This is a genomic window from Amycolatopsis minnesotensis, from assembly GCF_039529815.1.
Classification (GTDB): Bacteria; Actinomycetota; Actinomycetes; order Mycobacteriales; family Pseudonocardiaceae; genus Amycolatopsis; species Amycolatopsis minnesotensis.
In genome coordinates this window covers 14,026-30,513 of sequence record NZ_BAAANN010000030.1, presented here as the reverse complement: position 1 = coordinate 30,513, position 16,488 = coordinate 14,026, and the positions used below count along the sequence as shown (strand labels likewise).

Annotated in this window: 10 protein-coding genes; all 10 read left to right on the top strand. The window is 71.8% G+C overall.

Going from position 1 to position 16,488, the window contains the following annotated elements:
- Positions 1–11 precede the first annotated feature (11 nt).
- Positions 12–7,094: an amino acid adenylation domain-containing protein gene (locus ABD256_RS31200; protein WP_344427109.1), complete on the top strand. Its 7,083-nt coding sequence runs from the start codon at positions 12–14 to the stop codon at positions 7,092–7,094.
- A gap of 1 nt (position 7,095) precedes the next feature.
- Positions 7,096–7,911, top strand: a complete 816-nt coding sequence (locus ABD256_RS31195; RefSeq protein WP_344427106.1) for an ABC transporter permease — start codon at positions 7,096–7,098, stop codon at positions 7,909–7,911.
- 228 nt (positions 7,912–8,139) lie between these two features.
- Entirely contained in the window at positions 8,140–9,417 is a 1,278-nt protein-coding gene (locus ABD256_RS31190) for a sensor histidine kinase (protein WP_344427104.1), read from the top strand.
- A 215-nt stretch (positions 9,418–9,632) separates the two neighbouring features.
- Complete coding sequence (locus tag ABD256_RS31185) at positions 9,633–9,857, top strand: MbtH family protein (RefSeq protein ID WP_344427101.1); 225 nt, start codon at positions 9,633–9,635, stop codon at positions 9,855–9,857.
- Positions 9,858–9,871: 14 nt separating this feature from the next.
- Positions 9,872–10,819 carry an ATP-binding cassette domain-containing protein gene (locus tag ABD256_RS31180; RefSeq protein WP_344427098.1) on the top strand — a complete coding sequence of 316 codons (948 nt, stop codon included), beginning with the start codon at positions 9,872–9,874 and terminating at the stop codon, positions 10,817–10,819.
- A 242-nt stretch (positions 10,820–11,061) separates the two neighbouring features.
- Positions 11,062–11,964: a N5-glutamine methyltransferase family protein gene (locus ABD256_RS31175; RefSeq protein WP_344427095.1), complete on the top strand. Its 903-nt coding sequence runs from the start codon at positions 11,062–11,064 to the stop codon at positions 11,962–11,964.
- On the top strand, positions 11,961–12,284 hold the full coding sequence (locus tag ABD256_RS31170) for a chorismate mutase family protein (RefSeq protein ID WP_344427092.1): 324 nt from the start codon (positions 11,961–11,963) through the stop codon (positions 12,282–12,284). Before ABD256_RS31175 ends, ABD256_RS31170 begins: the two co-directional genes overlap by 4 nt.
- Positions 12,284–14,365, top strand: coding sequence for an aminodeoxychorismate synthase component I (gene pabB / locus ABD256_RS31165; RefSeq protein WP_344427090.1), 2,082 nt, complete (start codon positions 12,284–12,286; stop codon positions 14,363–14,365). Before ABD256_RS31170 ends, pabB begins: the two co-directional genes overlap by 1 nt.
- Positions 14,362–15,252 (top strand): prephenate dehydrogenase dimerization domain-containing protein, encoded by an 891-nt coding sequence (locus tag ABD256_RS31160; RefSeq protein WP_344427088.1) that lies wholly within the window; start codon positions 14,362–14,364, stop codon positions 15,250–15,252. Before pabB ends, ABD256_RS31160 begins: the two co-directional genes overlap by 4 nt.
- A complete protein-coding gene (locus ABD256_RS31155; protein WP_344427085.1) occupies positions 15,249–16,325 on the top strand; it encodes a 3-deoxy-7-phosphoheptulonate synthase in 1,077 nt (358 codons plus the stop codon). Before ABD256_RS31160 ends, ABD256_RS31155 begins: the two co-directional genes overlap by 4 nt.
- Positions 16,326–16,488: the final 163 nt, after the last annotated feature.

Genomic DNA, 16,488 nt, shown 5'->3' with positions numbered 1-16,488 from the left:
GAGGAGTATCCATGAAGCGCGCCGGCACGAGCCAGTTCCTTCCGCTTTCCCCACTGCAGAAGGGGTTGCTCTTCCATGCCGAGTTGACCGGTGAGGACGCCGGCGTCGACGTCTACGCACTGCAGGTCGTCGCCGATCTGCACGGGCCGCTGGACGTGCCGGTGCTGCACGCCGCCGCGCGGTCGCTCCTGCGGCGGCACGACAACCTGCGCGCCTGCTTCCGGCGGCGGAAGAACGGCGATCCAGTGCAGGTGGTGCCCGCGTCGGTGGAACTGCCGCTGGCCGAGCACGACCTCACCGGGCTCGCCCCCGCCGAGCGGGCCGCGGAACTGGACCGGCTGACCGACGACGACCGCAGGAAGCGGTTCGACCCGGCGAGACCGCCGCTGATGCGGTTCACCGTGCTGCGCACCGGCGAGGCGGAGTTCCGTCTGCTGTGGACGGTGCACCACATCCTCGCGGACGGCTGGTCGATGCCGATCCTGACGAAGGAGCTGCTCGCCGCCTACGGCGCGGGCGGGGAGATCGACGACGCGGCGATGCCCGCGCCCCGCCCGTACCGCGAGCACCTCGGCTGGCTCGCGAAGCAGGACGAGCGGGTCGCGCTCAACGCGTGGCACACCGCGATGGCAGGGCTGGACGAGCCGACGAGGGTCGCGCCCTCGGTCACCGACCCGGTGCGCGAGGTGCCGGAATCGGTCGCGGTCACCGTTTCCCGCGAGCTGACCGCCATCGTCACCGAGTCCGCGCGCGAGCGCGGCCTCACCCTGAACACCGTCGCGCAGGGCTGCTGGGCGCTGGCGCTCGGCCTGCTGACCGGGCGGCGCGACATCGTGTTCGGCGGTGTCAGCTCCGCGCGCCCCGCCGAACTCGACGGCGTCGAGGACATGGTCGGCATGTTCGCCAACACGCTCCCGGTCCGGGTGCCGCTCGACCCCGGGAAGTCCGTTGTGGACACCCTGCACGACCTGCAGCGCCGCCAGTTCGACCTGCTCGACCACCAGCACGTCGGCCTCGCCGAGGTGCAGCGGCAGGCCGGGATCGGCGAGCTGTTCGACACCGCGCTGATGTTCCAGAACTACCCCGCACCGGCCGGGATCGACTACCCGGGCGGGCTCCGGCTGGTCGCCGCGGACATCCGCGCGGCGACCGGGTACCCGCTGAGCCTGACCGTGCTGCCCGGCGACCGGATCGAACTGCGCGCCCAGTACCGCGGCGACGTGTTCGCCCGCCACGAGGTCGAGCACGTCCTGACCCTGGTGCAGCGCCTGCTGCGCCTGGTCAGCACGGAACCGGGCACACTGGTCGGGCGCGTGGACGTGACCGACGACGCCGAGCGCGCCGAAAACCGCCTGCGCGCGGGGTTCGACACCGGGCTGGACCTGCCGGACGAGCTGCTCCCGGCGCTGCTCGCGCACCGGGCCGCCACCGACGCCGAGCGCGTCGCGCTGGTGTGCGGCGACACCGTGCTCACCTACGCGCAGCTACGCGCCAGGGTCGAGGCGCTGACCGCGGATCTCGTCGCGGGCGGCGCGGGGCCGGAGCAGGTCGTCGCGATCGCGTTGCCGCGCTCGGCCGACCTGGTGGTGGCCGCGGTCGCGGTGCTGTCCTCCGGCGCCGCCTACCTGCCGATCGACCCCGACCACCCGTCGGACCGCGTCGGGTACATGTTCGACGACGCGAAACCGGCGCTGCTGGTGACCACCACCGAGGTGGCCGCCGGGCTCGGCGCGGCGGCGAACCTCCCCGCGCTGCTGCTGGACGCACCGGACGCGCCGAAGCCGGTTCGCGAGGCGGCTCCGGCCGAGGCGCTGACCGGCGACCACCCGTGCTACGTCATCTACACCTCCGGCTCGACCGGGCGGCCGAAGGGCGTGGTGGTCCGCCACCACGGCCTGCTGAACCTGGTCGTCGACATGGCCGCACGGCTTCGGGTGTCCGAAGAGGACCGGCTGCTGGCGGTCACCACGTTCGGCTTCGACATCGCGAACCTGGAACTGTTCGTGCCGCTGCTCGCGGGCGCCACGCTGGTCGTCGCCGAGCGGGAAGTGGTGCGCGAGCCCGCGAAGCTGGCCGCGATGATCCGCGACATCGACGCCACCGTGATCCAGGCGACGCCGAGCCAGTGGCAGTCGGTGCTCGCCGCCGGAAAGCCCGACCTCACCGGGCGGCGGGTGCTCGTCGGCGGTGAGGCCCTGAGCGAGCCCCTTGCCGCCGACCTGCTCGCCGCTGGCGCGGAGGTGGTCAACCTCTACGGGCCGACCGAAACCACGATCTGGTCCACTTCGGACATCGTCGACGGTTCGCGCGCGGGCGCGCCGTCGATCGGGCGGCCGATCGCCAACACCCAGATGCACATCCTCGACCCGATGCTGCGGCCGGTGCGGCCGGGCTGCCCCGGCGAGCTGTACATCGGCGGCGACGCGCTCGCCCGCGGCTACCACGGCCGCACCGGGCTCACCTCGAACCGGTTCGTCGCCGACCCCTTCGGCCGGCACGGGTCCCGGATCTACCGCACCGGTGACGTCGCGATGTGGGGCCCGGACGGGAAGATCGACTACCTCGGCCGGGTCGACCACCAGGTGAAGGTGCGCGGGTTCCGGATCGAACTGGGCGAGATCGAGGCCGTGCTTTCCGACCACCCCCGCGTGCTGCACGCGGCGGCCGTCGCCCGCGACCACGGCGGCGGCGACGTCCGGCTGGTCGGGTACGTCGTGCCGGAGTCCGGCGCCGATGTGGACCCCGCCGAACTGCGCGCGCACCTCGGGGAGACGCTGCCCGAGTACATGGTGCCCGCGGTGCTCGTGACCATGGACGCCTTCCCGATGACCCCGAGCGGCAAGATCGACCGCGGCGCGCTGCCGGAACCCGAACTGGCCACAGTGGACGGACGGGCCGCGCGGACGCCGGAGGAGTCGCGGCTGGCCGGGCTGTTCGCCGAGGTACTGGGGATCTCCTCGGTCGGCATCGACGAGGACTTCTTCGCACTCGGCGGGCATTCGCTGCTCGCCACCCGGCTCACCGGCCGGATCCGCGCCGAGCTGGGCACCGAGGTGCCGGTGCGCACCCTGTTCGACACGCCGACCGTGGCCGGGCTCGCCGCGCTGCTCGACACCGGCGGCCAGGCGAGGCCCGCGCTCGTCGGCGCACCCGCGTCGGCCGAGCCCGAGCTTTCCGCGGCACAGCAGCGGTTGTGGTTCTTCAACCAGCTCGGCGACATGCACGGCACCTACAACATCCCGCTCGCGGTGCGGCTGACCGGGGAACCGGACGTCGACGCGCTCGGGGCGGCGCTGGGCGACCTCGCCACCCGGCACGACGTGCTGCGCACCGTGTTCCCCTCGGTCGACGGGCGCCCCTACCCCGCCGTGCGCGACGCGAGCGTCGGCAAGCCGCCGCTGTTCGTCACCTCGGTGCGTCCCGGCGAGCTGGCCGACGAGCTGGCTTCGGCCGCCAGGCACGGCTTCGACCTCGGCCAGGAGCTGCCCGTCCGCGCGCACCTGTTCCACTGTGGACAGAGTGACTACGTGCTGCTGCTGGTGCTGCACCACGTCATCGCGGACGGCTGGTCGATCGCGCCGCTCGCGAACGACCTCGCCACCGCCTACACCGCGCGCCACTCCGGCCGCGCTCCGGAGTGGACACCGCTGCCGGTGCGGTACGCCGACTACGTCCACTGGCAGGCCGAGCTGCTCGGCGCCGAGGACGACCCGGAAAGCGTGCAGTCGAAGCAGCTCGAATTCTGGCGTACCACGCTCGCCGAGCTGCCGGAGGAGCTGGCGCTGCCCGCCGACTTCGCCCGCCCGCCCTCGGCGTCGCACCGCGGCGACTCCGTCGCGCTGACCCTGCCCGCCGAACTGCGCGAGCGGATCGAAGCGCTGGCAAGGGAAGGCGCGGCGACGCCGTTCATGGTCGTGCAGGCGGCGCTCGCCGCGCTGCTCGGCAAGCTCGGCGCGGGCACCGACATCCCGATCGGCACCGCGATCGCCGGCCGCACGGACTCCGCGCTCGACGAACTCGTCGGCCTGTTCGTGAACACCGTCGTGCTGCGCACCGATCTCAGCGGCGACCCCACGTTCCGGACCCTGCTCGGCAGGGTGCGCGAAACCGACCTCGCCGCGTACGCGAACCAGGACCTGCCCTACGAGCGCGTGGTGGCCGAGCTGAACCCGGCGCGCTCGCTCGCCAGGCAGGCGCTCGTCCAGGTCGCGCTCGCGTTCCAGAACTACCGGCAGGGCCGGCTCGGGCTGCCGGGGCTCGCCGTCGCGCCGGAGCGGATTCCCTCGTATTCGGCGAAGTTCGACCTTTCGCTCGAACTCGAAGAGGACGCCGACGGTGCGCTGCAGGGCGTGTTGGAGTTCAACACCGACCTGTTCCGCCGTGACAGCGCCGAGCGCATCGCGAGCCGGTTCGCGCTGCTGCTCGACGCGGCCGTGCGCACCCCGGACGAGCCGCTGAGCCGCCTCGACGCGCTCGACGGCGACGAGCGGGACAAACTGCTCCGGCAGTGGTGCGGCCCGGTCGCCCCGGCCAGGCCGGCGGTGCTGCCCGCGCTGTTCGAAACGCACGCCGCCGCCCGTCCCGGCGCGGACGCGGTCGTGGCGAGGGCGGGCACGATGACCTTCGGCGAGCTGAACGCGGAAGCGAACCGGCTGGCGAGGCTGCTCGTCGCGCACGGCGCCGGGCCCGAGCGGTTCGTCGCGGTCGCGATGCCGCGCTCGGCCGACCTCGTGGTCGGGATCCTCGGCGTGCTCAAGGCGGGCGCCGCCTTCCTGCCGATCGACCCCGCGCACCCGGAGGAGCGCCTGCGCCACGTGCTGACGGACGCGAAGCCCGCGCTCGTGCTCGGCGCGGGTCCCGGCGTGGATTCCTTGCCGGACACCGGGATCCCGGTGCTGCGCCTGGACGATCCCGCGGTCGCGGGCGTGCTCGCGGACCTCCCTTCCCGCGACCTGACCGACGCTGAGCGCACCGAGCCGCTGACCCCGTCGCACCCGGCGTACGCGATCTACACCTCGGGCTCGACGGGCAAGCCGAAGGGGGTGATCGTGCAGCACGCGAGCGTCGCCGACATGATCGCCGCGCTCGGCACCACGCTCGGCGCGCACACCGGGACGAGGATGCTGCAGTTCGCCGCGCACAGCTTCGACGCCGTGGTCGCCGAAATCGGCGGCTCGGTGTTCGTCGGCGGCGCGCTCGCCATCGCCGAGGAGGGCGACCGCGGCGGGCAGCCGCTCGCCGACCTGATCGGCGAACTCGACGTGAACCTGGCGATCCTGCCGCCGGTGGTGCTTTCGACCATGCCTGCGGAAAGTTCGTTCCCCGAGGAGCTGGTGCTCACCGTCGCGGGTGAGGCGTGCTCGCCCGAAGTGGTCGCGCGCTGGTCCGCGCGGCACCGCATGCACAACCTGTACGGGCCGACCGAGGTCACCATCTGGGCCAGTGCCAGCGATCCGCTCACCCCCGGCGGCACGCCGCCGATCGGGCGGCCGGTGGCCAACCAGCGCCTCCGCGTGCTCGACACCCGGCTGTCCCCGGTCGGCATCGGCGTGGTCGGCGAACTGTACGTCGGCGGCGGACTGGCCCGCGGCTACCTCGGCCGCACCGACCTGACCGCGCAGCGCTTCGTCGCCGATCCCTTCGGTGGCACCGGTGAACGCGTCTACCGCACCGGCGATCTCGTGCGGTGGCTGCCCGACGGCAACCTCGACTTCGTCGGCAGGGTCGACAACCAGGTGAAGATCCGCGGCTTCCGGATCGAACTCGGCGACATCGAGGACGCCGTGCGCAGCCACCCGTCGGTCGCCTCGGCGGTCGCGATCGTCCGCGAGGACCGGCCGGGAGACCGCCGCGTCGTCGCCTACGTGCGCGGGGACGTGGCACCCGAGCCGGTGCGCGCGCACGCGGCCACCCGGCTCCCGGCGTACATGGTCCCGTCCGCGGTGGTGGTGCTCGACGAGTTCCCGACCACCCGGCACGGCAAGATCGACCACACCGCGCTGCCCGCGCCGGAGACCGAAACCGGCGGCACGCGCGCGCCGAGGACTCCGGCCGAGCGCGTGCTGTGCGACGTCGTCGCCGACGTGCTGGGGCTCCCCGAAGCGGGTGTCGACCTGGACTTCTTCGCCGCGGGCGGGAACAGCATCCAGTCGATCCAGGTGGTCGACAAGGCCGGGAAGGCCGGCATCCGGCTGTCCGTGGCGGACCTGTTCACGCACCCCAGGATCGAAGACCTCGCCGCCGCGTCCGAGGTCTCCGCCGACGCCGGATGGGCCACCGCCGACCCGCTCGCCGTGCTGCTGCCGATCAGGACCGGCGGCGACCTGCCACCGCTGTTCTGCGTCCACAGTGGACTGGGCACCTGCCTGCCGTACCTCGGGCTCGCCGAGCACATCGGGCGGGCGCGCCCGATCTACGGCCTGCAGGCGCCCTACGTCACCTCGTCCGCGGCGCCGCCGGAGGACATGGCGGCACTGGCGGCCGAGTACGTCGAGCGGCTGCGCACCGTGCAGCCATCGGGGCCCTACCACCTGTTCGGCTGGTCGTTCGGCGGGCTGCTCGCCCACGAAATGGCCGTTCAGCTCGAAGAAGCGGGCGAAACCGTCGCACTGCTGGCCAATGTGGACAGTTTCCCGGTCGACGAGCGCGACGACGAAGTGGACGACGCAGAACTTTTGCTTCGCCTTTTGGAAACCGCGGGATATGATCGGACCGAATTCCCCGACGACCGGCTCGCGCTCGACGAGATCTGCGATCTGCTCGCTTCCGACGGCGGTTTGTTCGCCGCACTCGGCAGGGAGCGGATCCCCCGGCTCGTCTCGGCGATGAAACAGCACGCCAAGCTGGCGTGCGCGATGGAATACCGCGAGTTCAGCGGCGCGATGCGGCTTTTCGTCGCCACCGCGGGGCTGGCCGAAGCGGAGATCGACGACCGGGTGCGGCGCTGGGCCCCGCACGTCGGCGGGGAGATCTCCACGCACCTGGTCGCCTGCGACCACGACCACCTGATGCACCCAGGAGCACGGCGCACGATCGGCCGCGAGATCGCGGCCGCGCTCGACGACAGCACGGACACCGAAGAAATCGGGAGCTGACATGACCACGATCGCGGTCCCTGCCGGACCGGCAGCGGCCATCACCGAAATCCGCGCGCTCGCGGGCCGCCGCCTCCGCCACCTGCAGCGCGCACCGGGACGGCTCATCGGCATCACGATGAACCCGCTGGTGATGATGCTGGCGATGGGATACCTGTTCAAGCAGGCGTTCGTGATCCCCGGCGGCGGCGACTACCTCGAATACCTGATGGCCGGCGTCGCGATGCAGGTCGGCCTCGCCAGCATCGGCCCGACCGCGATCGGGGTCTCGATGGACCTGCGCGGCGGCCTGATCGACCGGTTCCGCTCGCTGCCGATCGGCCGGGGCGGGGTGCTGCTCGGGCACAGCATCGCGGACCTGGCGGCATCGGTGATCGGGCTGGTCATCGTGATGGGCGCCGGGCTCGCGCTCGGCTGGCGCCCGCACACCGACGCGCTGTCCGTGCTGGCCGGTTTCGGCATCCTCATCGCGTTCATCTACGCCATGCTGTGGGTCGGCATCCTGCTCGGCATGGTGCTCAAGACCCCGGAGTCGATCGACGCGGTCGGCAGCCTGGTGCTGGTCGGCCTGTCCTTCCTGTCCACCGCGCTGATCTCGGCCAGCGCCATGCCTGCCTGGATCCGGCCGGTGGTGGAGTGGAACCCGGTCAGCTCGGTGACCACGGCACTGCGCGAGCTGTGGGGCAACCCCGGCGGGACCACCGGAGCCACCTTCGCCACCGAGAACTCCGGCGTGGTGATCGCGGTGACGCTCGCGGCGCTGCTGCTCGTCACGACCGCGCTGAGCTTCCGGCGCTACCGCAAGGCCGAAAACTGATCCACGCACCCCAGAAAGCGGCCCGGACGAATTGGTCCGGGCCGTTTTCGTCAACTCCCGTCACCCGAAAGAGCGCCGAACCATGATCTGGTCATACCCGGAACAGGGATCTGGTACCGGGCAAAGAGTGGTACTGCACCTACTGACTCCGGCCGTGCCGACCGGCCATCATTGACGCATACCGCACCGGAGAAGACCCGCTGCGGATCTCAGGGGAAAGGCAGAACGATGACCATGGCAATAGGGGCCACGACACAACGGTCGGGACGGTCGAAGTACATCCTTCGCGGTGCCGCGCTCTTCGGCATCTCGCTGGCCGCGATCGCGGTCGCGGCATGGCTGATCATCGCGGTCTGCCTGTGCGCGGTCGGCGTCGGCATCTACCTCGTCCCGTCGGCGATGTCCGCGGTGCGGGGCCTGGTCAACACCCAGCGCAGGCTGGCAGGCGACTGGTCAGGGGTCCAGATCGCCGACCCGTACCGCAACGAGCCCGAGTTCCCGAAGGGGCTGAAGGGGTCGTGGCAGCGCACCTACTGGGCGCTCGGCGACGGCACCACCTGGCGCCAGCTCCTGTGGCTGATCGTGGAGCCCTACACCGGCGGCCTGATCGCGCTCCTGCCCGCCGCACTGCTGCTCAACGGCCTGTTCGGGCTCGCGATGCCGTTCGTGTGGGAACAGCGCCTCGCGATCTGGGAGAACAGCTTCTACGGGTTCATCCCGCTCAACAGCCAGCTCATGGCCATCTTCGCGGCCGGTCTCGGTGTCGTGCAGATCGCGATCTGCGGGTTCGTGGCGCGGCCGCTGGTCGGGGCGCACGCCAAGCTCACGAAGTGGTGGCTGCGCCCGTCCAACGCCCGCCTCGCCTCGCGTGTCGAGCAGCTTCAGCAAACCCGCTACACCGCGGTCGACACCTCGGCTGCCGAACTGCGCCGCATCGAGCGGGACCTGCACGACGGCGCGCAGTCCCGGCTGGTCGCGATGGGCATGACGCTGTCCGCGGCGGAGAACCTGGTCGAGGACAACCCGGACGCGGTCCGCGCCCTGCTCAGCGAGGCAAAGGAATCGTCGACGAAGGCGCTCAACGAACTGCGCGACCTGGTGCGCGGCATCCACCCGCCGGTGCTGGCCGACCGCGGCCTGGTCGACGCGGTGAAGGCGCTGGCGCTGGACGCCCCGATCCCGGTCGAGCTGTCCGGCGGGCTGCCCGCACGCCCCCAGCCCCCGGTCGAGTCCGCGGCCTACTTCGCGGTCTCCGAGGTGCTGAACAACGTGCTGAAGCACGCACACGCCAGCGCCGCCGGGGTCGAGTTCTCCCACGAGGAGGAGCTGATCCGGATCAACGTGACCGACAACGGCTGCGGCGGCGCGGACGCGGCGCGCGGCACCGGGCTGCGCGGTCTCGAGGAGCGGCTCGCCGCGTTCGACGGCTACCTGTCGGTGGTGAGCCCGGTCGGCGGGCCGACGCTGGTCTCGATCGTCATCCCGAACGCACTGCCGACGCGCTAGAAAGCGTTCCACGAACGGCGGAGCCGCGATCCCCCAGCAGGCTCCGGTCCGCGGTCGAGGCCATTCCGGTACCCCTGCCGGAGTGGCCTCGATTGCGCTGTGGAGCATTTCTTCCTCATCAGGGAATGGTCAGCGGTGTGTCAGCACGGCACCCGAGGATGGAACAAAAGCGAGCCACCCGAGCCCGCGCGAGCGGCCCGACGACGGAGGTACCCGTGTCCGAAACGACCAACCCGTTCGACGACGAGCAAGGAACCTTCCTGGTGCTGGTCAACGACGAGGGGCAGCACAGCATCTGGCCGTCGTTCGCCGAGGTGCCCGGCGGCTGGACCGTCGCGCTCGGCGAGAGCAGCCGCGAAGCGGCGCTTGCCTACGTCGAAGCGAACTGGACGGACATGCGCCCGCGCAGCCTGCGCGAGCAGGCCGCGGCAGTCCGATAGCAGAGGGGCCGGACGTGGAATTCGCCATCGAGACACAGAACCTGCGCAAGTCCTACCGCGACAAGGAAGCCGTTCGGGGGGTCACCCTCTCGGTGCGCGCTGGGAAGGTACTCGGCGTGCTCGGCCCGAACGGTGCCGGCAAGACCACCACCGTCCGGATGCTGGCGACCCTGCTCGTGCCGGACGGCGGCTTCGCCCGCGTCGCGGGCTTCGACGTGGCCACCGAAGCGCGCGAGGTGCGCAGGCGGATCGGGCTGGCCGGCCAGTACGCGGCCGTCGACGAGCTGCTCACCGGACGCGAGAACCTGGTGCTGCTCGGCACTTTGCTGCACCTCGGCAGGCGCAGGGCCGCGGCACGGGCGGGAGAGCTGCTGGCGCGGTTCGACCTCACCGACACCGCCGACCGTCCACTCAAGACCTACTCGGGCGGGATGCGGCGCAGGCTCGACCTGGCCGCCTGCATCGTCGCGCAGCCCTCGGTGCTGTTCCTCGACGAACCGAGCACCGGCCTCGACCCGGCGAGCAGGCTCTCGTTGTGGGCGACGATCCGCGGGCTCGTCGACGAGGGCATGACCGTACTGCTGACCACGCAGTACCTGGAGGAGGCCGATTCGCTCGCCGACGACATCGCGGTGATCGCCTCGGGGCAGGTGATCGCGGAAGGCACCCCGGAACAGCTCAAGCGCAAGGTCGGCCAGGAACGCCTGGAACTGACCGTCGCGGCGCAGGCCGACATCGCCCCCGCACTGCGCGCGCTGGACTCCCTCGGCGGCGCGCAACCCGCCGTGGACAGGGACAAGGGCGTCATCGGGCTCCAGCTCGACAGCGGTATCGGCGGCATCGCCACGGTGTCCGCCGCACTGGCCTCCGCAGGCGTCACCGTCACCGACTTCGGCATCCGCCGCCCCACCCTGGACGACGTCTTCCTGAACCTGACGGGCCAGGAAGCCACCGCCCACTGACCCCCTCCCCCTTTCCCGGGGTTGCTTCGCAGTCCCCCGAGGGCACCTTCAGGGCAGCAGAACGCGCCACCCCGAATCGCCCCGGCCACCCAAGGCCGGGGCGATCGTCGTTTGTGGACTGTCCAAAATGGGCGATCTTGTCAGCACTCCGTCAGTGTGCCGTCAGAGTCGCACCGGAGCATGGAACGCACTGAACGAGCACGCGAAAGGCCGATCAAGCCACTCGGACTAAGGAGCTCCAGATGCCGCGGCCCTCTCTCGACGACCTGATCGGCGAAGCCGAGCGAAGGCTCTCGGACGCCGGGATCGAGGCGGCGCGCGGCGACGCCGAGCAGCTCGCCGCGCACGCGCTCGGCCTGCCGCCGCACGCCAGGCCGGCACCGTGGACCAAGCTCACCGAGGCGGAGCAGGCGCGGTACACCGAACTCGTTTCCCGCCGCGCGCAACGGATCCCGCTCGGGCACCTGCTGTGCGCGGCCACGCTCGGCGGCGTCACCGTCGCCGTCGGGCCGGGGGTCTTCGTGCCCCGCCAGCACAGCGAACTGGTGCTCGCCTCCGGGCTCGACGTGCTCGCGGGCCGGGAGAACCCGCTCGTGGTGGACCTGTGCACCGGATCCGCCGCCATCGCGCTCGCGGTCGCGCACGCGCGCCCCGACGCCACCGTGCACGCCGTCGAACTCGACCCGAACGCGCTGGAGTTCGCGCGCCGCAACAGCGCGCACCAGACCTCGCTCGGCGACACCCCGATCACCGTGCACGACGCCGACGTCACCGCGCCCGGCCTGCTCGCCGAGCTGGCTGGCACGGTCGACCTCGTGCTGGCCAACCCGCCGTTCGTCCCCGAAAGCGAGCGGCTGCTGCCCGAATACGGTGTCCACCACCCGAAACTGGCGATCTTCAGCGGCGCCGACGGACTCCACGTCATCCGGCACGTGGTCCGCCTCGCCGCCGCGCTGCTGCGCCCCGACGGCGGCCTCGTCGTCGAACACGGGCACTGCCACGGCCAGTCCGTGCCCGATCTCCTGTCCACCGACGCCGCCTTCGGCGCCGTGTCCACTCACGACTACCTCGACGGCAGGCCGTTGTACACCACCGCGAACCGGACCGAAGCCGGCGCGCCGGAACGGAAGGAGCACGCGGCATGACCGCGACGAACGGCACGGACACCCGGCCCGATCTCGAAACGATGCGGGCGGAACTGGACGGCATCGACCGGCAGCTACTGGAAACGCTCGCGCGGCGCATCGAGTGCTGCGTGGAGATCGGCGAGTTCAAGCGCGTCCACCACGTGCGGATGATGCAGCCGCACCGCATCGACTTCGTGCACCGCCGCGCCGCCGCCTTCGCCGAGGAGCGCGGCATCGACACGACGTTCATCCGCAGCCTCTACGACCTGATCATCGCCGAGACCTGCCGCGTCGAAGACCTCGTGATCGCCGGTTCCGAGCCAGAAGGGGACGACTGATGCGCACCCTGCTGATCGACAACTACGACTCCTTCACCTACAACCTCTACCAGTTGCTCGGCGAGCTGAACAGCACACCGCCGACCGTGGTCGCCAGCGACACCCCGTGGTCCGAAGTGGACCTCGACCGGTTCGACAACATCGTCATCTCGCCGGGGCCCGGCCGTCCCGACTGCCCGCGCGACTTCGGCATCAGCGCCGACGCGATCCAGCGCAGCGGGCTGCCGATCCTCGGCGTCTGCCTCGGCCACCAGGGAATCTGCCAGCTACACGGCGCGCGCGTCGCGCACGCGCCGTATCCCATGCACGGCAGGGTTTCCCTGGTCAGCCACACCGGCGTCGACGTGTTCGAAGGCATCCCGTCGCCGTTCGAGGTGGTCCGCTACCACTCGCTCGCCGCGACCGAGCTGCCGGACGAGCTCGAAGCGATCGCGTGGACCGACGACGGCGTCATCATGGGCGTGCGCCACCGCACGAAGCCGATCTGGGGCGTGCAGTTCCACCCCGAGTCGATCTCGTCCGCCTACGGCAGGGAACTGCTCGCCAACTTCCGCGCCGCCACCGCGCGGTTCCACGGCATCGAAGCGGCCCCGCCGGTGCTCCCGGCCCAGCGCCGCCCCGGCAACCACGGCTACCGCGCGCTGGTGCGCACGCTCCCCTTCGCGCCCGACGCCGAAGCCGCCTACGCCGAGCTGTTTTCCGGTTCACGGCACAGTTTCTGGCTCGACAGCAGCGCCACCGCCGAGGGCAGGGCCCGGTTCTCGATGATGGGCGACGACACGGGCCCCCGTGCCGAGTACCTGACCTACCGGGTCGACGAGAACCGCGTGCGGGTCACGCGCCGCGATTCCGTCGAGGAGGTCACCGGCTCGTTCTTCGAGTACCTGCACAAGCAGCTCGAATCCCGCAGCCTGCCGCCGATCCCCGGCCTGCCCACCGCGTTCAACCTCGGCTACGTCGGCTACCTCGGCTACGAGCTGAAGGCCGAAACCGGCGGCTCGGCGAAGCACACGTCCTCCTCCCCCGACGCGGCGATGGTGTTCGCCGACCGCGCCGTGGTGTTCGACCACGTCGAGCAGACCTGTTACCTGCTCTGCCTTTCCGCCAACGATCCCGAGCCGGAAGCGCTCGCGTGGCTCGACGAGACGCAGCAACGGCTGTGCGGCCTGCCGCGCGCGGTGCCCTCGACCGGCCCGCTCGCGGTCGGCAAGCCGGACGTGCTCGCCGCGGTCACCCTGCGGCACGACCACGACAGCTACCTCAAGCGGATCCAGGTCTGCCTCGACGAAATCGCCGACGGCGAGACCTACGAGGTGTGCCTGACCAACATCGCGCACACCGCGCGCGTCGAGGACGTGCTCGGCACCTACATCGCGCTGCGCCGGATCAGCCCGGTGCCCTACGGGGCGCTGCTGTCCTTCGGCGACGTCGCCGTGCTGTCGAGTTCGCCGGAGCGGTTCCTCACCGTCGGCACCGACCGGGTCGTCGAGTCGAAGCCGATCAAGGGCACCCGGCCGCGCGGGCGGGACGCCGAGGAGGACGAACGGCTCAAGCAGGATCTCGCGACGCACGAGAAGGACCGCGCCGAGAACCTGATGATCGTCGACCTGGTGCGCAACGACATGAACCGGGTCTGCGAGGTCGGTTCGGTGCACGTGCCGAAGCTGTTCGACGTCGAGACCTACGCGCAGGTGCACCAGCTCGTCTCGACCATCCGCGGCGTGCTGAGACCGGACGCGTCCACTGTGGACTGCGTGCGCGCCGCGTTCCCCGGCGGGTCGATGACCGGCGCGCCGAAGCTGCGGACGATGGAGATCATCGACCGGCTCGAAGAGGGCCCGCGCGGCCCGTACTCCGGCGCGCTCGGCTGGTTCGCGCTCAGCGGGGCCAGCGATCTCAGCATCATCATCCGCACCATCGTCACCGACGAACAGGGCACCACGTTCGGGGTCGGCGGGGCGATCGTGGCGCTGTCCGACCCGGAGGACGAGTTCGAGGAGACGCTGGTGAAGTCGCGCGCCATGGTGAGCGCGATGGACCACGCCGCGGCGCAGGCGGCACCCGACAAGGTGCCGACATGAGTTCGCGCTGCGTGGTGGCGGGCGGGGCGGGCGCGGTGGGCGGCATGCTCACCGCACTGCTCCGCGACGCGGGCGCCGCGGTCACGATCGCCGACCCCGCCGTCTCGTCGGACATCCTCGACCCCGCGCCCGCGCTCGCGGACGAACTCGCCGCGGCCGACGCGGTGGTGCTCGCCGTGCCCGGCGACGTCGCCGTCGCGGCGCTGCCCGTGCTGGCCCCGCTGCTGCGGCCCGACGCGCTGCTCGTCGAAACGCTTTCGGTGAAGGGCCCGGTTTCCGCGGCCATCGCCGCGCACCGGCCCGGCGGGCCCGCGCTCGGCGTCAACCCGATGTTCGCCCCCGACCTCGCGATCGCGGGACGACCGGTCGCCGTCGTGACCCATCGCGGCGGCCCTTCGGTGGACGCGTTCCTCGAAGTGTTCGCCGGCGCCAAGCTGGTTCCGGTGACCGCGGCCGCCCACGACCGCCTCACCGCGACCGCGCAGGCGCTCACCCACGCGGCGGTACTGGCCTTCGGCATCGGCCTCGCCGAACTCGACGTCGACATCGCGGCGCTGACGGCGCTGGCACCACCGCCGTGCGCCACCCTGCTGGGCCTGCTCGCCCGGATCTCGTCCGGGGAACCCGAGGTGTACTGGGAAATCCAGGCCGACAACCCGGACGCCGCCGCCGCGCGCGCCGCACTGCGCGGCGGCGCGGCGCGGCTGAGCCACCTCGTCGAAACCGGCGACCGCGCCGGGTTCGAAGTGGAGCTGGCCGGCGCACGCGACGCGCTCGGCACCGAACTGCGCCCCGCCGCCACGGCCTGCGCGGCCGTTTTCGCGGCCATGCCTGCCCTTCACGCCACCGCAGCAGCTCTCACCAGCACAGAAATGGGGCACCGATGACACTCACGGCCACCGCAGAGGAGATCACCGCGCCGTCCGTCGGCGGGGCGGTCAGCACCGCGCCCGTGCTGACCCCTGCCCAGCTCGCGGCCCAGCTACCGTGCTCGCCCACCGCGGCGAGGACGGTGCGGGCGGCAAGGGTGAGTTCGTGCCAGGTGCTCGACGGGATCGACGACCGCCTGCTCGTCGTCGTCGGCCCGTGCTCGGTGCACGACGTCGACGCCGCGCTGACCTACGCGAAGGCGCTGCGCGTGCTCGCCGACGAACTGGCAGGCGACCTGCTGATCGTCATGCGCGCGTACTTCGAGAAGCCGCGCACCGCCGTCGGCTGGCCCGGCCTGCTCACCGATCCGCGCCGTGACGGGAGCTTCGCCGTCGGCGACGGCCTCCGCGCCGCGCGGGCGCTGATGCTGGAGATCAGCGAACTCGGGCTGCCGGTGGGCACCGAATGGCTGAGCCCGCTGACCCCCGACTACCTCGGCGACCTGGTGTCCTGGGCCGCGATCGGCGCGCGCACCGCGGAAAGCCAGGTGCACCGGCAGCTCGCGAGCGGGCTGACCATGCCGGTCGGCATGAAGAACGGGAGCACCGGCTCGATCGCCGTCGCCGCCGACGCGGTGCGTGCCGCCGCGGCACCCCACGGGTACCTCGGCGCGGACGCCGCCGGTTCGCTCGCGATCGTCCGCACGAGCGGCAACCCGCACTGCCACGTGGTGCTGCGCGGTGGCGGCGGCCCGAACTACTCCGCCGCCGACGTGCTCGCCACCACCGAGCTGCTGCGCGCCCGCGGCCTGCCGGAACGCGTCGTGATCGACGCCAGCCACGGCAACAGCGGCAAGGACGAAGCGCGCCAAGCCGTCGTCGCGGGCGAGATCGCCACCCAGATCGCCGACGGCGGGCACGCCATCCGCGGCATCATGCTGGAAAGCTTCCTCGTCCCCGGCCGCCAGGACGCCGACGCCCGCCCCCACGTGTTCGGCCGCAGCATCACCGACGCCTGCCTCGGCTGGGACGCCACCATCGACTCCCTGCGCGACCTCGCCGAAGCCGTCCGCCTACGCCGCCGTAGCTGACCGTTCCACCCTGGCGGCCTGGTCCCTGAAGGGCACCTTCGGGGAGTCTGGCGCCCCAATCTCGCCCCTCCCAGCGCACGGCACGGCGACGCCCATGCCCTGAAGGCGGCCTTCGCGGTATCAGATTCCCTCAAGGGCACCTTCAGGGCATGCGGGATGTCGT